At 39.4% G+C, this 22,368-nt stretch carries 17 protein-coding genes and 2 riboswitches; of the genes, 9 read left to right on the top strand and 8 right to left on the bottom strand.

What is annotated here, in order from left to right:
* Window positions 1–47 precede the first annotated feature (47 nt).
* Window positions 48–968: an HNH endonuclease gene (locus ACIQXR_RS13615; protein WP_402872479.1), complete on the bottom strand. Its 921-nt coding sequence runs from the start codon at window positions 966–968 to the stop codon at window positions 48–50.
* A gap of 302 nt (window positions 969–1,270) precedes the next feature.
* Entirely contained in the window at window positions 1,271–2,455 is a 1,185-nt protein-coding gene (locus ACIQXR_RS13610) for a C40 family peptidase (RefSeq protein ID WP_402872482.1), read from the bottom strand.
* 472 nt (window positions 2,456–2,927) lie between these two features.
* Window positions 2,928–3,029, top strand: a riboswitch (purine riboswitch).
* Window positions 3,030–3,217: 188 nt separating this feature from the next.
* Here ACIQXR_RS13610 and ACIQXR_RS13605 point away from each other — a divergent pair.
* Window positions 3,218–4,411: a NupC/NupG family nucleoside CNT transporter gene (locus ACIQXR_RS13605; protein WP_402872485.1), complete on the top strand. Its 1,194-nt coding sequence runs from the start codon at window positions 3,218–3,220 to the stop codon at window positions 4,409–4,411.
* A 290-nt stretch (window positions 4,412–4,701) separates the two neighbouring features.
* Here the strand turns inward: ACIQXR_RS13605 and ACIQXR_RS13600 are convergent, their stop codons facing one another.
* Complete coding sequence (locus ACIQXR_RS13600; RefSeq protein ID WP_402872487.1) at window positions 4,702–5,076, bottom strand: Na-translocating system protein MpsC family protein; 375 nt, start codon at window positions 5,074–5,076, stop codon at window positions 4,702–4,704.
* Between the two features lie 246 nt (window positions 5,077–5,322).
* A riboswitch (cyclic di-AMP (ydaO/yuaA leader) is annotated at window positions 5,323–5,463 on the top strand.
* Between the two features lie 494 nt (window positions 5,464–5,957).
* Here ACIQXR_RS13600 and ACIQXR_RS13595 point away from each other — a divergent pair.
* The 5 genes from ACIQXR_RS13595 to ACIQXR_RS13575 all read left to right on the top strand — a co-directional run bounded on the left by ACIQXR_RS13595 (window position 5,958) and on the right by ACIQXR_RS13575 (window position 12,761).
* Window positions 5,958–6,032: a potassium-transporting ATPase subunit F gene (locus tag ACIQXR_RS13595; protein WP_402873169.1), complete on the top strand. Its 75-nt coding sequence runs from the start codon at window positions 5,958–5,960 to the stop codon at window positions 6,030–6,032.
* Between the two features lie 25 nt (window positions 6,033–6,057).
* Window positions 6,058–7,731, top strand: coding sequence for a potassium-transporting ATPase subunit KdpA (gene kdpA / locus ACIQXR_RS13590; protein WP_402872490.1), 1,674 nt, complete (start codon window positions 6,058–6,060; stop codon window positions 7,729–7,731).
* 22 nt (window positions 7,732–7,753) lie between these two features.
* Entirely contained in the window at window positions 7,754–9,793 is a 2,040-nt protein-coding gene (gene kdpB / locus ACIQXR_RS13585) for a potassium-transporting ATPase subunit KdpB (protein WP_402872493.1), read from the top strand.
* Between the two features lie 24 nt (window positions 9,794–9,817).
* Window positions 9,818–10,375 (top strand): potassium-transporting ATPase subunit KdpC, encoded by a 558-nt coding sequence (gene kdpC / locus ACIQXR_RS13580; protein WP_402872496.1) that lies wholly within the window; start codon window positions 9,818–9,820, stop codon window positions 10,373–10,375.
* A 61-nt stretch (window positions 10,376–10,436) separates the two neighbouring features.
* Entirely contained in the window at window positions 10,437–12,761 is a 2,325-nt protein-coding gene (locus tag ACIQXR_RS13575; RefSeq protein ID WP_402872499.1) for a histidine kinase, read from the top strand.
* 488 nt (window positions 12,762–13,249) lie between these two features.
* Here the strand turns inward: ACIQXR_RS13575 and ACIQXR_RS13570 are convergent, their stop codons facing one another.
* Entirely contained in the window at window positions 13,250–14,032 is a 783-nt protein-coding gene (locus tag ACIQXR_RS13570; RefSeq protein ID WP_403080182.1) for an SDR family oxidoreductase, read from the bottom strand.
* Window positions 14,033–14,232: 200 nt separating this feature from the next.
* Between ACIQXR_RS13570 and ACIQXR_RS13565 the strand changes: the two genes are divergently transcribed.
* On the top strand, window positions 14,233–14,574 hold the full coding sequence (locus ACIQXR_RS13565) for a winged helix-turn-helix transcriptional regulator (protein WP_403080180.1): 342 nt from the start codon (window positions 14,233–14,235) through the stop codon (window positions 14,572–14,574).
* 370 nt (window positions 14,575–14,944) lie between these two features.
* Here ACIQXR_RS13565 and ACIQXR_RS13560 read toward each other — a convergent pair whose 3' ends face one another.
* Both ACIQXR_RS13560 and ACIQXR_RS13555 read right to left on the bottom strand, forming a co-directional pair.
* Window positions 14,945–15,430, bottom strand: coding sequence for a DinB family protein (locus ACIQXR_RS13560; RefSeq protein ID WP_403080178.1), 486 nt, complete (start codon window positions 15,428–15,430; stop codon window positions 14,945–14,947).
* A gap of 84 nt (window positions 15,431–15,514) precedes the next feature.
* Window positions 15,515–16,930, bottom strand: coding sequence for a PQQ-dependent sugar dehydrogenase (locus tag ACIQXR_RS13555; protein WP_403080177.1), 1,416 nt, complete (start codon window positions 16,928–16,930; stop codon window positions 15,515–15,517).
* A gap of 236 nt (window positions 16,931–17,166) precedes the next feature.
* Here ACIQXR_RS13555 and ACIQXR_RS13550 point away from each other — a divergent pair, with 236 nt between their 5' ends.
* Entirely contained in the window at window positions 17,167–17,835 is a 669-nt protein-coding gene (locus ACIQXR_RS13550) for a YybS family protein (RefSeq protein ID WP_402872511.1), read from the top strand.
* A gap of 241 nt (window positions 17,836–18,076) precedes the next feature.
* Here ACIQXR_RS13550 and ACIQXR_RS13545 read toward each other — a convergent pair whose 3' ends face one another.
* A complete protein-coding gene (locus ACIQXR_RS13545) occupies window positions 18,077–19,267 on the bottom strand; it encodes an oxalate decarboxylase family bicupin (RefSeq protein WP_402872514.1) in 1,191 nt (396 codons plus the stop codon).
* Between the two features lie 154 nt (window positions 19,268–19,421).
* On the bottom strand, window positions 19,422–20,315 hold the full coding sequence (locus tag ACIQXR_RS13540) for a LysR family transcriptional regulator (RefSeq protein WP_402872517.1): 894 nt from the start codon (window positions 20,313–20,315) through the stop codon (window positions 19,422–19,424).
* A 235-nt stretch (window positions 20,316–20,550) separates the two neighbouring features.
* Between ACIQXR_RS13540 and ACIQXR_RS13535 the strand changes: the two genes are divergently transcribed.
* On the top strand, window positions 20,551–22,353 hold the full coding sequence (locus ACIQXR_RS13535; protein WP_403080175.1) for an assimilatory sulfite reductase (NADPH) flavoprotein subunit: 1,803 nt from the start codon (window positions 20,551–20,553) through the stop codon (window positions 22,351–22,353).
* The last annotated feature ends 15 nt before the right edge of the window (window positions 22,354–22,368 follow it).

Here is a 22,368-nt window from a genome sequence, read left to right as displayed (position 1 = left end):
GTCTTATTTTACAGGGCTTTTCCTATGGTTAAGTTATAATAGTTTATTCAATCAACGAATACATTTTTCTTATGCCATTTAAAGTATGGTTTATTATCAGGATGAAGGGGGATTTTTATGCCCTTTCTTAGCTGGTACGTATCATATTTTTCTTCGGGAATCTGATTAGAAATATGTAGTCTGCCTTGACCGTCAAAGGAGATAAGGCCTTTTTCATACAAGGCATCATGATTGAAGCATAATAATAATCCATTATACGGGTTAAGGCGCTCATCATCGGTACTGTCCTTCCATGGTTTAGAGTGACTACTCTTTAGTAGGGCATCCATTTCTATTCCGCATAGCGGGCATTTATGATTCCAAAGAGGCATAACCGATTTTCTGAATTTTTTTTGGCCACAGCGAATGTTCATTTTGGCTTCCGATTCTGTTTCAGCAAGAAGTGCTTGTAGCGGATTCCGCTCTTTAGCAATGACTTCATCGACAGAGAGTTCTAATTGATCTTCGTCCGAATTGAAGATGTTAAGCATACTCATATATTCTAAAAGTTTTAGTGTAAGTTCTTCATTACAAGGATATAGGTATCCTGAATTGCCGGTTGCATCCTCCTGGAATGCTGAATATTTAATAGGAAGATATGGAGCAATACCGTCAAAGTATTCACGTATATTCAGGGGGACCTCCAATTCACGATACTCGGTTTCAACTAGATAACCATTATCTGTCCATCTAGTATGATTTCGAATTTTTTGAGGTTTATTATCTTCTTGACATCCCTTCTTTACAATACTTATCGCGACAATCGATCCCTTTACGTAATGGAAAATCCGATCGCCACTTTTAACTTCTTGCATCAGTTTAGATGAGTGAGGTACTAAACCGGATTTATCGATTTGAGGGGACCAGATGATCCCTAAATGTTTTTCTTCTTGATAAGTAGTACCTTGCATGACAATAAAACTATTCAACGTCTTTCCTCCTACTTGCTACGATATGCGATTTAAATGAAAGAGCTGGTTTGCTTACTCTTTGGACATATTCTATGTAACTTATCATACCTTAATTATTTTAGAAATGTAACGATAACGTGTCAAATGACGAAGTATGTATGCGGGGTGAAAGAACTCATCCTGGGAAACCCATTCTAATGTAATGTATAGAGCGGGGATATACTAATCTGAAGTAAAAAAAGAGTAAACATCAAACAGTTACAGTGTTTGATGCTTACTCTAGTTGGTTTTCTGTAATGCGCTTAATGGCATTCAAATCATTAGTTAAGAATTCGAACGGCTTTTACGAAAAGAGGTTTCCAGTATGAACCGTTGATGTTTGCATACGATACACCTTTGGAAGTTGAAGCATTAATCATTTGATTATTCCCCGCATAAATTCCTACGTGATTAATCACTCCATCATGATTAGTATCATAAAACACCAAATCACCCTTTTTCAATGAATATGAAGAAACAGGTACTCCCATTTGAGCTTGCCCAGTTGATGTGCGAGGCAAGGAGATCCCTGCTGCTTGGAATGCTTTCATGGTAAATGATGAGCAATCAAAGGCATCAGTGCGCGATGTGCTTGCAGCATATTGATACTTGGCCCCTAAGTATTTTTTAGCGGCGTTTAAAACGCGGTCCACTTCAGAAGAGGCAGAAGACACAGTCTTTGTAGCAGCTGTAGTTGCCTTTCCAGAAAGTTTAATAGTCTGTCCAATACGTAAAGTATTAGCATTTTTGATGCTAGGATTTAATGAAAGTATAGCTTTGACGGTCGTTTTATTTTTACTTGCAATTTTGGAGAGACTGTCCCCAGACTTAACTTTATATGTACTGCCCGATTTGTTTGCTGTACTGGTTGCACTAGATGTAGTGGCTTTTCCAGAAAGTTTTATGGACTGTCCAATACGTAAAGTATTAGCATTTTTGATGCTAGGATTTAATGAAAGTATAGCTTTGACGGTCGTTTTATTTTTGCTTGCAATTTTGGAGAGACTGTCTCCTGACTTAACCTTATATGTACTGGTTGAACTGCTTTTTGCAGCAGTAGCACTAGTTGAAGTAGCTTTTCCAGAAACAATGATGGATTGTCCAATACGAATTCGGTCCGAATTGGAAATGGTAGGGTTCAACTTCAATAATGCATTTAGCGAAAGATTATATTTTTTAGCAATTCCACTTAACGTATCCCCAAGTTTAACCACATGTTTCTTTGTTGAAGTTGTACTTTTCACCGTGGATTCATTTATCTTTAACACTTGTCCAGGGAAGATAAGGTTATTAGAAAGTTTATTTTGCGATTTTAATTTTTGAACGGTTGTATGATTTGCTTTAGCAATTTTATATAGACTATCACCTGATTTTACATGGTATGTACTAGCATAAGCTGAATTGCTGGCAAATAGGGTACCTATGATAGAACCCGCGATAATGAAAGATTTTTTTGAACTATTCATAAAAAGGAAGATTCCTCCTGATATTCTATAATATTATTGCACTATTTTTATAGCGCAATAATATTATAAGGCAATTAACCCAATAAAATATTAAAAATAGAAAAAAATTCTGATTTAAACATTAAATTATCATTGCTTATATTACAGGGATGTTACGAAGTGTCGGAATGTTGATGTGAGCAAGTGAAGGGTGAACCCTATTACCTATAAGGTTTCAATAATTTAGAAAATATATATATTGCAAGTCAATGATTTATTTTTGTTAAAGGTACCCTTAAATGGATTGATTGCTACATTGCAATTTTGAAAAGGTAAAATGTAACACAATATACAAGATGGCCTTATATATTTTAAACGATATACTTCGCCATAAATTGTCTGAAAAGAGTATAGTAGTAGAATGATTCCGACTATTTTAAAGCATATTGTAATAGTTAATACTTTCATTTAGAATAATACCCATTACTACGAATCATCATCATATAAATATCCTTGTATAATATCAGTGATAAGGTCTGATAGTTTCTACCTGGCTGCCATAAAAAGCCGGACTACAGGGAAGCATGAATAAAAGAGATGAAACAGTTATAGGTAGCATTTTGTAAGTCACTTTGTGATTCTTGCAGAAGGTCCCACTATTACTTTGTTTTTTTGAAGAGGCTCTTATTTTTCATGCTTTCTGTCCAGTGGCCGAAAGCATGAAAAATAAGGGCTTTTTTATGTATGCATTCAACAGTAAAAGATAAAGGAAGAGGGTGCCGTATGTATTTCTTATTGAATATTCTAGGGGTATTGGTTGTCATGGGTATCGTATACTTGTGCTCACCTAATAGAAAAAACGTGAAGTGGAAAATCATTCTTACGTTGCTTGGCATTGAATTGATTATTACATGGTTCATGTTGTCGACCACCATCGGAACATGGGTCATTAAACAGATTGCTACTTTCTTCACCTGGTTGATTGCATGTGCTAATGAAGGAATCTCTTTCGTTTTTCCTTCTGTTATGGCAAACGAACAAGTGGATTTCTTTTTCAGTGCGTTGATGCCGATCATTTTCATTATTACGTTTTTTGATATTCTATCGTATTTCGGCATACTGACCTGGATAATAGATAAAGTCGGTTGGCTCATTTCGAAAGTGTCCGGTTTACCGAAACTGGAGAGCTTCTTTTCTATTCAGATGATGTTTCTTGGAAATACGGAGGCTCTCGCTGTTATCAGGATGCAATTAAGTTCTTTAAAGGATCAGCGTTTGCTGACCTTTGGAATTATGAGTATGAGCAGTATAAGCGGTTCGATTATAGGTGCGTATTTATCCATGGTTCCGGCTGAATTTGTATTCGTCGCTATTCCATTGAATTGTTTAAATGCCTTGCTTATAGCCAATATGTTAAATCCTGTTACTGTCAGTAAAGAGGAAGATGTCGTATATATTCCTACAAAAGAGGAACGTAAAGACTTCTTTTCAACCATTTCAAACAGTATGCTAGTTGGAGTCAAGATGGTGATCGTCATTATGGCCATGGTAATCGGCTATGTCGCATTAACGGCTAGTCTTAACGGTATTTTAGGGCTTGCGGTAGATGGATTAACAATCCAAAAAATCTTCTCTGTCATCTTTAGTCCATTCGCTTTCTTGTTTGGATTAAATTGGGAAGATACGATGTATGTTGCTCAATTAATGGGAATCAAACTGGCAACGAATGAATTTGTAGCCTTGCTCGATTTGAAAACACAGATTAGCGGTTTGGCCCCGCATACAGTAGCTGTGGCCGTTACGTACCTGACCTCATTTGCAAACTTTAGTACAGTCGGCATGATTTACGGAACGTTCAATTCGATTCTAGACGAGGAGAAATCGAATATCATTGGAAGAAATGTTTGGAAGCTATTGCTTAGTGGAATGGCAGTCTCCATGCTTAGTGCCATGATTGTTGGATTGTTTGTTTGGTAACGCTGTGTATTATAGTTTTACTAGAAAACCTTAAATATTGTGGCTTTAATACGTGAATGAAAAACAAATTAGCCAAGTGATTTTTAGGTATAAATGATGTTAATCCCTTAATCGGTAAGATTAAGGGATTGCTTTTTTTACATGAGTATAAAAAGAAACCAATAGTCACGTTTCCGATAAGGTGAAGGCGTGAAATACATTAGAGATGTCATAATAAAAGCATGAAGAGCAGAAATTTTGTCCATGTTTCTGCTCTTCCAATTGAGTCAATGTCAACTAAATCACCCCACTCATTTTAGATTTTCTAGGTATTTCTCCAAATCCTTATCAACTATGAAAACTTCGATTCGTTCACCCGTTTTGGTACTAATGTCACTGTGTGAAGAAAGGACTTTACAACCTGTTAGATCCTCGACAATTTTTTCATAATCCTGACTGTACATTTCACGTAGAAGAGAGCGCATTTTTTTTACAAGCTTCTTTCCAGAATCCTGACTGACGAGGTGTTTTTCTTCGACAGTCAAGACTCCTTTAAAACGAGTGATCAGCATGTCATTAATGATGTAGGTTTTAACTTCTTGTGGCCCTCTGCCAATTAAATCACGCTGGAATTTAATGAATGCTGCACTAATTTCGGCTTCAATTTTCTTTTTTTGGTTTAACATAATGCCTCCGATTTTTTTCATCGATCGTATATGGGATTCATCATAATGCCGGATTCAAGTTTTTGTCAATGCAAGTTTGTATATATATTAAAATATTAGAAATATATAGGATTAATGAGTAAATAATACTTTTATATAGAAAAACAGAAGTATATGGTCGAATATGAATCTATTTGCGAATATATGGAATTTTAATGGGGTTTACAAAGGTTTGCTGATGAGCGTAGAATATGCTCATCAATAACAATTTGATATCGGCCAAATCTCAAGTAATTGAGAACGGAGGACCCATTATTTATGGGGTTAATTCTGCTTTTGCAGAAGGGATGTGAACTCTTTCGCCATCCTACCCGTCAGCTAACTTCGTCGGCTAAAGCGAAGGAGGTCATAAGACCACCTTGATCCAGGAGGCTTTTTTGTTGTGTTTGTAGCAAAATAGCAACCTGTCATTTCAGTAGGTCTTTTTTATTATGCCTATAATTACATGAAAAGGTTTCTTGGAAGACAGATCGCAAAGAGCGCTGAAAAGCTTGCTGGGCGATAAGTAGACCAATGAGTACTTTTTCTCCACTAATACTGTTTGCTTTTGCAAATATTCTTGTTTGGATTGTGAATCATTTTTTTCACTATTGAAACTAGGATAGCCATGCAATGCGGACTATTGGAGAAGGAGTAAGCATTGGTCTATTTTTTGTGTTCTTTTGGCACCAATTTCTCCACTAATCGTGAAGGAGGTAAATTGTAAAGATTTTTAAAAAAGTGAAAGGAAGGTTCGGATGGATGCTATAACTATCTTTCTAATGGGTACACCCTTTTTACTTTTCTATGGATTCATTCATTTTTGTAACAAAGTTATAACGAAAAAAGGAGAGGAGTAGAACATGTTATTCATTCTTATTGTCCCAGCGGTTACCGTGTATTTAATTCACGCTTTATTATACCCAGAGAAATATTAATAGAACGATAACGGAGGAAATGTAAATGGATTTTTTACAAATCATTGTGGTGTTGTTTTTGGTAGTGATCCTAGCCATACCATTGGCCCAATATTTAGCGGCAGTATATTCCTTTGAAACCACAAGGCAAGATCGTATGTTCGGGTGGTTAGAACGAGGCATTTTTAAAATATCTGGTATTAAGACATTTGATATGAATTGGAAGCAATATGCACAGGCATTACTCCTAAGTAACTTAGTCATGTTTGTCATCTCATACATGATTGTACGGCTTCAGGGAGTTTTACCGGGTAATCCAAGTGGGATAGCCAACATGGATCCGTCATTGGCATTCAATACGGCAGCAAGTTTTCTTACTAATACCAATTTACAGCACTATAGCGGAGAATCCGGACTTTCGTATTTATCACAAATGATTGTCATCATCTTCTTGATGTTCACGACACCAGCAACCGGTCTTTCCTTATGCATCGCTTTTTTCAGGGGTTTGACCGGTCAGAGGAGTTTAGGGAACTTTTATGTAGATTTAATTCGTTCGATCACTCGGGTGCTACTGCCTCTCTCCATTTTTGTCAGTTTGGTTCTGGTATCCCAGGGGGTACCACAGACCCTTGGTTCTACGGTAATGGCTACTACGTTAGAGGGAGCCACCCAACATATTGCAAGAGGACCTGTGGCTGCATTGGAGTCAATAAAGCACCTTGGCACAAACGGCGGTGGATTCTTCGGTGTCAACTCGGCGCATCCATTTGAGAACCCTAATGGATTTACGAATGTATTAGAGATTTTATCGATGTTTCTCATTCCTGCTGCCCTTCCATTAACATTCGGATATATGGCGAAAAATAACAAACAAGGATGGATCTTATTTTCAGCAATGGGACTCATGATGCTTGTTTTCCTAAGTGTGAATTACGCTAGTGAACAAAATGGCAATCCCCGATTGGAGGCAATAGGCCTTTCACAAGAGAGTGGAAACTTAGAGGGGAAAGAAGTCCGATTTGGGATGGCTCAGAGTGCCCTATTTACAACGGTGACTACAGCTGCCACTACAGGTTCAGTTAATAATATGCATGATACGCTGACACCGCTCGGTAGTATAGCGCCACTGGCCATGATGATGCTGAACTGTGTATTTGGCGGTGATGGGGTAGGCACGATGAACATTCTTATGTATTCCATATTGGCTGTATTCATTGCTGGACTGATGGTCGGGCGTACACCAGAGTTTTTAGGTAAGAAAATTGAAGGGCCGGAAATGAAATTAATAGCCATGACGATCCTTCTACATCCGTTAATCATTTTGGTACCATCTGCTATTGCACTAACGGCACAGATGGGGACATCGGCCATTTCAAATCCAGGTTTCCATGGGCTCTCTCAAATTGTATATGAGTTTACTTCAGCTGCAGCCAATAACGGTTCTGGTTTCGAGGGCTTAGGGGATAATACACCTTTTTGGAACATTTCCACAGGTTTGGTCATGTTGTTTGGCCGTTATTTTTCCATGATAGCCATGATTGCTGTTGCTGGATCATTACTTGCTAAAAAACGTGTCCCAGAGACGATGGGTACATTTAAAACAGATAATCCTACATTCCTTGTCATTCTTTTATGTACGGTTTTAATTATTGGAGCTTTGACTTTCTTTCCAGTGATTACCCTAGGACCTGTCGCAGAATGGTTAACGATTAGATAAACGATGAAAAGGAGTAGTACAGATGAATACGATGCGTAATGGAAAAGTAAATAATGAAATGCTTTTTGAAGCAATAAAAGATGCTTTCAAAAAAATGAATCCCAGAGCCATGGCACGAAATCCAGTCATGTTTGTAGTGGAAATAGGATTTGTCTTGACCCTTTTTCTAACTATATTTCCCGATTTATTTGGTGGAATATCAGATAGGGGATATACCAGTGCAGTGACTTTCATTTTGCTCCTAACCATCCTGTTTGCCAACTTTGCTGAAGCATTAGCGGAAGGTCGTGGTAAAGCACAAGCGGATAGTCTGAAAAAGACAAAGCTTGATTCAAAAGCAAAGTTAATCCAAAAAGATGGATCTGTAAAGATAGTCGATGCCACGGAACTGCAAAAAGGTGACATGGTTTTAGTGGAGGCCAATGATTTAATTCCTAGTGATGGAGAGGTCATTGAAGGGGCGGCTGCTGTTGACGAATCGGCCATAACTGGTGAATCCGCGAATGTCATAAAAGAACCGGGTGGAGACTTCAGTTCTGTTACTGGAGGAACAAAAGTAATGAGTGACTATATAAAAATAAAAGTTAGTAGTGATCCGGGGGAGTCATTCCTGGATCGAATGATTGATTTGGTAGAAGGAGCTAAACGGCAAAAAACACCGAATGAAATTGCACTTAGTACACTCCTTGTGAGTTTGACGCTTATCTTTTTGCTTGTTTGCGTGACACTCGTACCTATTGCTTACTATATTAAAGTGACATTGCCAATCGCAACTTTGGTGGCATTATTGGTATGTTTGATCCCAACAACCATAGGTGGTCTTCTTTCAGCGATAGGCATAGCTGGAATGGACAGAGTGACACAATTCAATGTGATTGCCAAATCGGGCAAATCGGTAGAAGCTGCAGGAGACATCAATACTATCATTCTCGATAAAACAGGCACGATCACACATGGTAACCGGATGGCTCATGCCTTGCTGCCAGTACAGGGTGTGAATCAGAAGGAACTTACTACATTCGCAGCCTATTCATCCTTACATGATGAGACACCGGAAGGCCGCTCTGTTGTCGAATTTGCCAAAAGATCAGGATTACTTGAAAAAGAATTGGAAAAAAGTGACTCGGAAGGCATTGACTTTACGGCAGAAACGAGGATGAGCGGGACAGATTTTTCCGATGGAAGAATCGTCAGAAAAGGTGCCGTCGATTCAATAAAGAACTATATAAAGCAAGAAGGCGGAAACATTCCCAGCGATTTGCAAGACATTAGTGATGAAGTAGCAAGCCAAGGGGGAACGCCCTTAGTAGTCGCAGAAGGAAATCGGATCCTAGGTGTCATTTATTTGAAAGATACCGTTAAAGCAGGTATGAAAGAGCGATTTGATGAATTGAGGAAAATGGGCATCAAAACCGTCATGTGTACCGGAGATAATCCTTTAACGGCCGCGACGATCGCGAAAGAAGCCGGGGTAGACGATTACATTGCCGAGGCAAAGCCGGAAGATAAAATTGCCGTAATTAAGCGTGAACAAGCGGAAGGCAAACTTGTCGCGATGACCGGGGATGGCACGAACGATGCCCCTGCATTGGCACAGGCAGATGTGGGGCTAGCAATGAATACAGGAACAAATGCGGCCAAAGAAGCAGCAAACATGGTGGATCTGGATTCAGATCCTACAAAAATCATTGAAGTAGTGGCGATTGGAAAACAGTTACTCATGACACGTGGAGCATTAACAACGTTCAGCATTGCCAATGATGTGGCTAAATACTTTGCGATCATACCAGCTATGTTCATGCTGGCTATCCCGCAAATGAATGCCTTAAATATAATGGGATTAGCCACACCGCAAAGTGCGATATTATCAGCATTGATATTCAATGCCATTATTATCCCGCTCCTGATCCCGTTAGCCATGAAGGGTGTAAAATATGTTCCAATGAGCGCTTCAAGATTATTGACTAAGAATTTGTTTCTTTATGGATTAGGTGGCGTGGTCGTTCCTTTCATTGGCATTAAATGTATAGACCTAATACTTGAACTGTTTAAAGTAGCTTAAAATCAAATATAAGGGTGAGAATAGATGTTGAAAAATATACGTGTAGTTTTTGTGCTATTCATGATATGTGGTATGGCTTATCCGTTACTCATAACAGGGCTTTCACAAGTGATGATGCCTGCACAAGCTGAAGGCAGCTTAATTAAAAATGAAAAAGGGAAAATCATCGGGTCAGAATTAATTGGTCAATCTTTTGAAGAGGCTGGCTATTTTCATGGCCGGGTTTCTTCTATAGAATACGACGCTGCAGGCTCAGGGTCGCCAAACTATTCACCATCTAATGAAGAAATGATCAAGCGAACCAAAAGTGAAATGTCTGAATTTCTAAAAGCGAATCCTTCTATTAAAAAAGAGGAAATACCTTCTGACTTGATGACAAACTCTGGGTCAGGTCTTGATCCAAATATTTCTCCAAGAGGAGCACTTGTTCAGGTTCCACGTATCGCAAAAGAGAGGGATATATCTGAACAAAGTTTATATAATCTAGTCGAAGAAAATACGGAAAATCGTTCATTTGGACTTTTCGGCGGACCTCATATTAATGTGTTGAAATTAAATATTGCTTTGGATGATCTAAAATGATCGAGTTTAGGAGATTTCTATTTTCTCCTATTAATCTAGAAAGGAATCTGGGGGTAGTTATATGAATGAACACTTTCGAAGGAAAACACCAGATGAAATTCTACAATCTATTTCCGACATCAAAAAAGGCAGACTGAAGATTATACTCGGATCTGTTAGTGGGTCCGGAAAAACCTATCATTTGCTTATGGAAGGAAATGAGTTGAAAGGGCGTGGTATTGACGTAGTTATCGGGATTATTAGTGATGGGTGCAACCAAATGACAATGGAGCAAGTAGGTTGCCTAGAGGCAGTGCCCACAATTGAATGGAAGAGTAATGGACTTATTAGGAAAGATTTACATGTAGATGAAATTCAAAAAAGAAATCCTGAAGTGGTTTTAGTTGACCAGTTAGCTCACAAAAACCGGCCGTCTGCTAAAAATCCGACTAGATTAGAAGATGTTATGGAATTAATAAAAGGTGATATCAGCGTTATCACAACAATAAATATTTATGAATTGAAAGGAGTAAAGAAAGTTGCTGAACACCTACTGAATCTCCCGCTTCATGTAAGTGAGATCCTACCCGAGAATACGTTGACGCTGGCTGACGAAGTACGCCTCTTGGATGTGACACCCGAAGCAATACTTAAACGTCTGCAAGAAGGAAAAATCATGGAAAACAACAAGAAAACAGAAGCCGATATGAAACTATATAATCGAGATAACTTAGCGGTTCTTAGGGAGCTGTCACTCCGTTTTTTGGCTGGAGAAGTAGAAGAAGATCTTACTGAACATAGAGAACAGGAAGGGTTAATGGGACCATCAGGTGCTTCTGAACGAATCTTGGTATGTGTACAATACCATTGGAATGGCTCCATTTTAATTCGAAGAGGCGATCAAATAGCCAAACGATTAGGCGGAGATTTAGTGGTGGTTAGCTTTATTCCAAGTCAGAAAGAGCTATCTAAAGAGGAGTCGTTATTTAAAAGTTCTATACAAAAACTTATCGTAAAGCTAAATGGGAAGTTTGAAGAAAGAGCCATAAACGGGGGTGATATTGCAAAAGAAATCGTTGGATATGCCATGAAGCACTATATAACCCGGATTATCCTGGGTCAATCCAAAAGGACGAGATGGGAAGAAATCATCCATGGTTCTATAGTCAATAAGATATTGGGCCAAACGAAAAACATTGATGTATGTGTTGTAGCGGATAGGACAAAAGGAGAAGGGGAAAGGGTATTGCCTGCCGTTCAGTCAAAAAAAAAGAAAAAGAATCCATACCGTAGACTCTCGCCTGAAGAAATAAAAGAAAAAATACAGGGAGTGAAAAGAGGAACATTAAAGGTGTATATTGGTTCTGCTCCTGGCGTAGGGAAAACATATACCATGCTGAGGGAGGCCAATCAATTAAAGAAAAGTGAAATTGATATTGTGATTGGATTATTGGAGACACATGGTCGTAAAGAAACGGCATCCCAAGTTGACACGTTAGAAACATTACCCCGGAAACAGGTTCCGTATAAGAACGTCGTGTTAGAGGAAATGGATCTTGACAGAATCATCATCCGTAATCCTGAAGTTGTGCTGGTAGATGAATTGGCTCATACAAATGTGCCAGGAAGTAAAAACCAAAAACGTTATCAAGACGTTATGAACATATTGGAGTCTGGGATATCCGTTATTTCTACTATGAATATTCAACATGTAGAAAGCTTGAATGATAGTGTAGAGCAAATTACAGGGGTTCGCGTACGTGAAACGGTTCCTGACAGGATTCTACAATTGGCCGATGAGCTTGAATTAATTGATGTCTCCCCAAAGGCGCTTAGGCAGCGAATGCAAGAAGGGAATATTTATACCATGGATAAAGTGGAGCAGTCCTTGAATAATTTTTTTAAGACTCGAAATCTTATAGCCTTGAGAGAACTTGCACTCCGTGAATTAGCAGATGATGTAGACGATAGGTTAGAATCATTCAAGCGAAAAGAAGGGGTAAGGGGCCCTTGGAGAAAAGCAGAAGTAATCTTTGTTTGCGTTAACCTTAAACCAGACTCTGAGCGTTTGATTAGACGGGGTTTCCGGATAGCCTATCGACTTAAAGCAAAGTGGTATGTAGTGTATGTGAAGGATCAACGAACATTACCTAATGACAAGCAAATTATATTGGATAAAATAAAGAACCTTACGAAACGATTAGGTGGCACTTTCGAAATGTATTCAACAACCAACAGGCGAATGGTGGTAAGTGAAGTCACTAAACAATTACAAGACAAAAAAGCTACACAAGTCATCATTGGACATTCAGCAAAAGAAAGGTGGCAAGAAATCATTCAAGGTTCGATTGTCGCACAACTTTTAAGAGAAGCAAGACACCTCGATGTTTTAATTGTGGCTGATTGAATGGACGTTCACGAGTGATGTATATTCATAGAATGGATTCCTGCATCAATGAGAACCTAATAAACATTAAACAGGCGGTGTGTTCCCAGACACTTTCTTTCTGATTGCTTGTGTTTGAATGAATATCGCTCCAATTAACTCTAGCTGATTCATGTCAAAATATTGAGTTATAGGGAATGTATATAGAGCTTCATTTGTATTTAAACGACTGAAAATTATCTGCTTAGGTAACTACGAGGCAGCTTTCTGTAATATATGAGTCTTCCGATGTCATAAACATGGCAGAATATTATTTTTAGAAGGATTCATACTTTGATTTAAAAATAAATATCACAAGAACGAAGTATAGAGAAACCCCAAACAATGCAGGTTTCTCTTATTCTGATTAAAGGGACCAATAGCAAATCGATCTATATTTTCTTTTGCTTTCCCGTCTATTATTAACTCGCATAAAATCCATATCCTCTAGTTTATATCCGTTTTTGCTTTTAAAGCCTGCTTCCACCAGAGGCATCAATAACTTGCCCCGTGATCCATCGTGCTTCCTCAGATGCTACAAATGCAACGATATCGGCAACATCTTCAGTGGTGCCCACTCTAGAGAATGCAGAAAATGCCTCCGCTCCGGCCCGTCCTTCTGGGGTGGCGAGCATATCCTCGTTCATATCAGTAGCCGTAATTCCCGGGGCCACTGTATTCACAGTAATGCCTTTGGATGCAAAATGGGGAGCTAAGGCCAAAGTAAGTGTGTCTATGGCTCCCTTGGAAGCGGAATAAATGGTATGCATGGGACCAGCCACACGAGTAAAGCCAGAAGAAATGTTAATGATTCGTCCACCGTTCCGAATAAATGGGCTAGCTGCTTGAGTAATGAAGTACGGAGCTTTAAGGTTAACATTCATGATATCTTCAAACGTTTCAATCGATGTTTCTTCAAATGGAATGGCCGGTGAGATACCTGCGTTATTGATTAAGATATCTAAGTGTACAGTCCCCAACTCCGAGCGAGTAGCATCTTCAAATGCGGTCCAAAGCTTTTTTATACCGGAAATACCAGTGGTTAAATCTCCTTGCAGAGCCACATCTTTTGAACCCAAGGACTTGACATCATCCACAACTTTTAAAGCAGCATCCTTATTATTGGCGTAATGAACACCTATAAATGCCGCTCCGCCAACAGCTAATTTTTTGGTTATTTCAGCCCCTATCCCACGACTTGCCCCTGTAACCAATGCCACTTTACCATTGAATTTTCCTTTATTCGTCGACATATCATCTACTCCTTTAAAGATAAATTGAATGCATAATCAATATTAAAAGATTATAATCATTCTGAATAGTACGATATTTGTGTGTCGTTACGATCAAAGGGGATATTAAGAAAGGCGGACAACAGTTAAATGCAGGCTTGTTTTTTAGCATGACGAATAGAGGTAATATGAACTTAGAGTAAAGGAAGAGGTGGAGTTCCATGATTGAATTAACAAGTGCTGACTTAACTTGCCCGTTCACTACAGCTCAGAAAGTATTGTCGGGTAAATGGTCCCTCGTAATTATCTTTCATCTAAAGAACGGACCCATACGATTCAACGAACTCTTAAGGAAATTTGACGGCCTAACGCACTCGTCACTGACTAAACAACTGAGGCAGCTGGAAAACTTTCAACTTATTCACCGTGAGGTCTATCATCAAGTTCCGCCAAAAGTGGAATACTCCCTAACCGAATTGAGGGAAAAGCTCTTCCCAACGATTAATGAGCTCACGGAATGGGGAAGCAAGTATATCGATAATTGCAAGAGTGTTGAAAGATAACCGAAACCAGGCCACATTACGTTTGTAGTCGGTCGTTCATGACTTATTCGAATGCATTGGGTGGATTAAATGGAAGCATGGGCGGCATGATGTCACAAACCCAATAAAACCCCTTGATAATAAGGGGTTAGAAGGTTTATATGAATGATATACAAAACTAAGTCGGACATAACCTGAACCGCCGTATACCGAACGGTACGGACGGTGGTGTGAGAGGTCGGAGGCTAGGCGCCTCCTCCTACTCGATTATTCAACTAATGTCCCTGTTTGAATAAGTACATTCACAAACACCTTTAGCTCCAAAAAAACTAGAGCATCGTATCCGTTAATAAACAGAAACAGAAACTGAATAAACTAATATCTATTTGAATTATTTTTTAGAATAAGAGGAAAGACCCCGTCCGATAAGGTTTGCGGAAACAGGCTTTCTTCCCAATTCTCTTGCCCAAATTGATAGTTGTCCTATATGATGAATTTCGTGAACAATGCTATGTCTCATAACTTCGCCCCAAGTATCCGTTACAATTTTTCCATCTGGCAGGGTATCGTAAAATGATTTATTTTCCATACTTACATCCCAGTTATTCACAAATTTTTCCACTTCTAAATGAAATTCTGCGTCCAATTTTCGAACCTTATTCAAGCTTTTATAATTATGGAAACTCTCCTGAAAATCAGTTTTCCCCTGTAAGAGACGTATCCAGCTCCACTCGACATCAATAATATGGAAAAGTGTATGTAATATACTTCCCATTCCACCTGTTCGGTTTTGCAAAAGCTCATCTTCACTTAACTCTTCACACCAACGATACCAGTCTTCTCTTACCATCCAGTTATATCTGAAAAGTGTTTTCAATAAAAACCCTCCACAATAAGAAAATAATAAACTGATTTCACAAGCCCTCAATGGCTTCAGGGTGTTTTTGCTTTGATAAGTTCGTCACGGAATAATTTCAAAAATAGTACCTTGGTTAAAATCATTCACTTTCATCGAACCATAAACCCCTAAATATAGTGTAGTTTGATCAAGATTTGTTCCCAAGCTCACATAATAAGCTGATTGGGAACCAAAATTATAATCGGTTTGAATCACGTTATAATCATTTAGTTTACAATCTTCCCTTATACTAGTGTAAGCTAAAACCCCTCTAGCCGGAGATTGACTTTCTTCCTTCTGGGCAAGATCAGTAAACACAACATTTCCTGCTAAGGCGGGGATTTTATCCCCCATATAGGGTTGCACTCCTGTCAGTGCAGTTCCTCCAAATTTATCGGGTCGGGGATCTTTATGAAAATAACTAGTCACAGGTTCAAGACGATTTCCTGAAACTTTTAGTGCCTCATCATAATAAGCCATTGTTTTCTCTTCCAAAGTTGGATTCGCAGAGCAACCCTTTACAATTGGAGTAGGGAGGATACCTTCCCACGCTCGCCAGCCAAAGTTAATCAATCCTTCTTGACCCGCTTCAGATTTCATGAGGAAAGCTCGAGCAAGATGGGTAACCGGTATTGGTTTATACGGACCGAATGAAAAAATGGACTCTACCACATCCTGTCCGACATTTCCCACATATTTGATGTACTGATTATTAAATCTTTGAAATGAAATGCCAGGTATATTACGTACGCCTTTAACAATCATCGTAAGTGTTTCCTGAATAGGTAGGGGAAGTTCATTGAACCGTGTGACGATGGGGGGATTTCGGATGAATGTATTCTTACCTACATCAATTTCAATTATTTTACCGGCGATTTCCATGTCGTTCTGGCTTAAATTGAATGGATCAAACCCTGACCCACCATCCCCTGTGGTTAAAACGAGTTTTCCTGTTTCAGGTGAAAAGTTTAAGCTATTTACACCATTATGATTAGAAAATGGTCTTCTTATGTTTAGTAATGTCCGTCGTTGTTGAGGTTCACCATTCGAAGGTAAAACCCATTCTTCCAAAGTATCAATATGGTCATATTGAGTTTCTCTATCGTCCCACTTTAGGTTTAACGTCCTTAAATCGCACGGGTTAGGTGAAAAAGGATCAGGAAGAGCACCAGGGCCCTGTGCTCCAGCTACTGAATAATGAAGGTAAAACAGACCGTTATCATAAAATTGGGGATGAAAAGCTAGTCCTAGCAAACCGCGTTCATCATATCCACCTCTAGAAGCACCTAGTTTTACGATACGCAGGCGAATATCAATAAACGTCCGTATAACTCCGTCTCTTATATAAAAAATTTCCCCTACTTGGGTTGCGATGAATATTGTTTCTTTTGAGTCACCCGGGAGTATCGCTGTTTTCAAAACAGTCGGTAAATTTATCTTACTTACAATGGGCCGTAAACCAACCTTCACTCTTTTCAATAAATTTACACTCCTTCTTCGTTTTTCTTTTATAAAGATATGATTAGAACTGTTTTATTAATACCAAATAATGAAGGAGCGAACTAGGAGTTGACCATCTTTTCGTAGCCAGCTAGAAAAAGAGGTTGTCATAATGTACTATGCCTTCATAAATCAGTTATCTATCGTTAAGTTGGATAGATAACCAGTGATTTTTAGATAAAACAGTGAATAATATAAGGTTAGGTTACTATTTGATGGAGGTGGGATTTCTGAAGAGGGTAAAAAGTATAGCCGTACAGTATTGGCAGCATCCTTTTTTTGAAATCAAACGTGACCTTACGGAATGGTTACCTACCACTAAACTAATACTCACCGCGATATTAAGTTCGTTTGCAGCCATATTTCAATCAGCAGGGGGATATATGCCCGGCATTGGTTTTGTCGTAAGTGCGATGACGACAGTACCTATATGTTTAGCAACGATTGTATCGGTCAGATACGGATTTCTTTCTTATTCTGTGACAATCCTTCTGGTATTGTTTATCCAGCCTAGCGAACTACTTATTTTTTCCTTCACAACGGGTATTCTAGGATGGGTACTTGGTGTTTCCTTCTATAAGTCGAAAACAAGGCTTATGGTTGTTTTCTTGTCGGGAGTTACCTTATTTATGGGAATCATAGCGATTCTTTTCATTTTCCGCTTTCCTGTGTTAGGCCCAGGCTTTGGTACGTCTTTTCATTTTCCATCCTTATTTCTCATAGCGGTTTTCAGTATTCTGTATGCATGGATAGCAGCAGAAGCTTGTTCGTTTGTTCTGAAGAGATTGGCTCAAACCCTGCCTGATAGAGTGATCAAGCCGGTGAATGATGTTCAGGACAGGAAAATCAAGAAAAAATGTAAAAGTGAAAAAATAGAGCCGTAGCGAAGCTGCTTGGGCTCTATTTCCTGTGAAACTTAAGAAAAATGGTTTGGCTATCGAGAATAGACTCCTGGAGTACTTCATTTAACGAAGCAACAGATCCACCTACAAGTAAAGTGAGAAAGTAGATCACCAGGCGTTCGAGAGAAACAGAGCGTTCTAACAAGAGGAAACAGGGTTCCTTTATTAAAGGGACCCAGTTCGAAGAAGTAATCGTATTTGTTAGATGAAAGGTTTCTTATCATTATTCGAAATCATTGTACGTATATCCAGGGAATTTGACCACTTCCCATTTCTTTTTCCTTAATGCGTCCAACACTTCAGATCCCACATTTAAATTACTTTCCACAATTTCTTTAGGAACCAATGCCATCCACTGTGTTAATGAAATATCGGCATATTTGGGGCTTTTGAATACTTCTAGGTACGTAAGCGTCTCGCTGCCTGTATTTTGGATATAATGTCCAAAGCAGAACGGCATGTACCCAACATCTCCTGCTCTTACATCAAACGTACGAGCTGTTCCATCAGCTGCATAACCGGTCATCCGTCCTTGGCCAGTCAGGAAGTATTGCCATTCATCATTATTCGGATGCCAGTGTAATTCCCTCATGGCACCCGGCAAGACTTCGACAAGAGCTACAGATATATTTTCCGACACGGGGAAATTGGTGGAATCCGCAACACGGACTGATCCCCCTGGAGATGTAACAGGTTCTTGACCAAGGAGGCTATGCGTAAAATTCCGGGTACCGAAAGGATCTGGAATCGCTACTTGATCGATTGGACCGGGAACTTCCCCTTGATAAATGTACTTTTCCTGCTTCGGGATATCTTTAAATGCACTTTCCGGTACACCAAAATTAGCAGATAGAACTTCTTTAGGGGTATGGGCGAACCAATCTGAGATTGCGAAGGTGTCTAAATCCGAGAAAGCCCCGTTATCAAACACCAATAAAAACTCACACCCTTCCTCCAAACCTTGAATCGAGTGGGGGATGCCAGGTGGGAAATACCATAGGTCGCCAACACCAACGTCTGCAATGAAGTTTTTCCCATTCTGGTCTACAGCGGTTATCCTCGCTCTGCCTGCAAGCATAAAACTCCATTCGACTTCTTTATGCCAATGCAGTTCCCTTACGCCACCTGGCGTTAAACGCATATTAACTCCTGCAAGTGTCGTGGCGACCGGCAATTCACGTATTGTAATCTGTCTTGACCATCCACCATGCTTTAAAACCATATTCGTGTCGGAGAAGGAAAACCGTAAATTCGGAACAGTTCCCTCATCCGTCACTGGGGGCACAAGCATATCCGGATTTTCCAATGCTCGTAAAATATCACGTGGTCCGAGATCTGTTGCACCAGCACCGTCAGCTCGAATCGGTTCAGGTATTCTATCCGCATACACTGTAAAATCAATCGGCTTCGTCAATGATTTACCTCCTTAATCCATCCCGTTTAATTGAAATTAAACAGTACTACATGATATATATTACTCACATTACTTTTCAATGCCAGTAAGAACAGGTTGCATTTGGAAGTTAATACTTATATGACGTTTCCTCCCTTTATATTTCGTTTGATTCTTATTGTGTTGGCCATTTTTGTTTTAACGAACTTATAAAAGTTTGAACGTTTTTCTTATCTTTCATAATAGGAGAGTAAACATAGGAAAGCGTACGTGGAAACGTCTCATTTTTCACCTGTAAGATAGAAAGGGTATGATGCTGTACATCTCTTTCTATGACACTACGGGACAGGAGAGAGAGGCCCATTCCATTTTTTATAAGTGTTTCTTTAATTCCTTGGTTACTACTGATGGTCAGGAGCGACTTGACTTTCAGCCCGTTTGAACGGATAAGGTGGTTAAGGTATTCACGGGTACCCGATCCTACTTCTCGAGTGACCCATGCCTGATTTTGCAGGTCGGATATCGTTAGATCTTTTTTATTAGCTAGTTCATGTTTGTTGGAGGAAACGATAAATAATTCATCTTGCATGAAGGAGTGCACGGAAAGCTCCTTTTCATTGGTCTGGCCTTCAATCAAGCCTATATCCACTTTGTATAACTGGACGGATTGAACGATTTCTTCCGTATTTCCTATCATGACTTGAAGCTCGAGTTCGGGATAGTCATTTTGCAGATCGATGAGTAAAGAGGGGAGTATATACTCGCCAATTGTAAAACTAGCACCAATCTTTAATTCTCCTTTTATCGTGTTGTGACGCTCCTCGATGTCTCGTCTCGTTTGTTCGTAAATCGTGATCATCTGCTTTGCCCGCTCGTATAAAATTTCTCCGGTTGGGGTGATTTTTATATATTTTGGCGATCGCAGAAGCAATTTTGTCTGAAACTCTTGTTCCAGTTTTTTTATATGTAAACTAACATTGGGCTGTGACATTAGAAGTCTATCGGCAGTTTTTGTGAAATTTTTGACTTCGACAAGGGTTACAAACGTTTTTAATGCATCGTAATACAAATATATCCCACCTAATCATTAGTATTCCTAATAGTTTAAATAACATATATATATTTTACTAATGATTTTACATCTGGTAAAGTTTAACTAGAAATATATAGAATTGAAAAAATGTCGTTTCATTATTGTTATGCTTGTATACTAGAATAAAAGGTTATGCGACTATAACAATAATTATTTGAATATTCGTTATACATAAAATGATAGTTATTATTCTTTTGCGAGGTGGAAATCGTTGCAACTTCAGGTAATGAACAGTCCGTTTAACCAAGAACAAGTAGAACTTCTTAATCGTCTTTTGCCAACTTTGACAGAAACGCAAAAAGTTTGGCTGAACGGTTATTTGTCTGCGACGCAGTCTTTTTCTGCGATAACAGAGGCACCATCACAAGAACTTCTTGTTAGAAAGACAATATCAAAAGAAGTGACCATTCTCTACGGGTCCCAGACAGGCAATGCCCAAAGGATTGCGGAGAACGCGGCTAAGAAGTTAGAGGAAAAAGGCTTTCAAGTAGCCGTTTCCTCCATGAGTGATTTCAAGCCGAATCAGTTGAAGAAAGTCAAAAACCTTCTTATTGCAGTTAGTACACATGGTGAAGGTGACCCGCCGGATAATGCTTTGACGTTTCATGAATTTGTGAATGGAAGACGTGCACCGAAACTGGATGATCTCCATTTTTCCGTGTTGTCGCTTGGTGATAGCTCGTATGAGTTTTTCTGCCAAACGGGCAAGGACTTCGATGAGCGTTTGGAAGAGCTTGGTGGCAAAAGGCTTTATCCACGCGTTGATTGCGATTTGGATTATGATGAACCTGCAACGGAGTGGCTAGAAGGTGTTATTGCGAGCTTAAGTGAGGCCGGGGAAGCGGCTATTGTTGCTCCTGCTGAGCAATCAGTTGCTGGTGAATCCGTATATTCGAGAAAAAATCCATTCAAAGCCGAAGTTCTGGAAAACTTGAATTTGAATGGCCGAGGTTCAAATAAGGAAACATGTCATCTGGAGTTGTCGCTAGAAGGCTCTGGACTCACATTTGAGCCTGGTGATAGTCTTGGTGTATATCCAGAAAATGACCCTGCTCTTGTAGACCTTATACTTGAGGAGATCGAGTGGGAGCCTGAAGAAAAGGTGACCGTAAACAAACAGGGAGATGTTCTTTCGCTTAAAGAAGCACTCAGCTCCCATTTGGAGATAACTGTTTTGACTAAATCGCTTCTTGAACAGGCGGTACAGCTTTCAAGCAATGAAAACTTACGGGAGCTAGTGTCACAAGGAAAAGAAGAAAAACTAAAAGCCTACCGTCAAGGAAGAGATTTGCTTGATTTAATCCGTGACTTTGGTCAATGGGGGGAATCGGCACAGGAGTTCGTCTCCACTCTTCGGAAAATGCCGGCCCGTCTTTATTCGATTGCGAGCTCTTTATCCGCGAATCCAGATGAAGTCCATTTAACAATCGGAACAGTGCGGTACAATACGTATGGACGTGAACGAAATGGAGTTTGTTCTATATTATGTGCGGAACGGTTACAACCAGGTGACACCTTGCCAATCTACATTCAATCTAACCAAAATTTCAAGCTGCCGAGTAATCCAGACACCCCAATCATTATGGTAGGACCAGGTACAGGTGTTGCTCCATTCCGTTCGTTTATGCAAGAACGTGAGGAAGCGGGAATACAAGGTAAATCGTGGATGTTTTTCGGGGATCAGCATTTCGTGACGGATTTCCTTTATCAGACCGAATGGCAAAAGTGGCTGAAATCAGGTGTGTTATCTAAGATGGATGTTGCGTTTTCGCGTGACACCGACGAAAAAGTATATGTACAGAACCGCATGCTTGAACATAGTGGCGAGCTATTCAATTGGTTGCAAGAGGGTGCTGCTGTTTATATTTGCGGTGATGAGAAAAATATGGCACATGATGTCCATGAAACCCTTATAGGAATTATCCAAAAAGAAGGCAGCATGAGCCATGAGGAAGCGGTAAGCTATCTTAGCAACATGCAAAAAGAAAAACGCTATCAGCGAGATGTATACTGATTTCGGATGGAAAGG

This window comes from Peribacillus sp. NPDC097224, from assembly GCF_044761985.1.
In the GTDB taxonomy this organism is placed as follows: domain Bacteria; phylum Bacillota; class Bacilli; order Bacillales; family DSM-1321; genus Peribacillus.
Note: the sequence above shows the minus strand (reverse complement) of the source record. Positions and strands in the feature narration are given on the sequence as shown.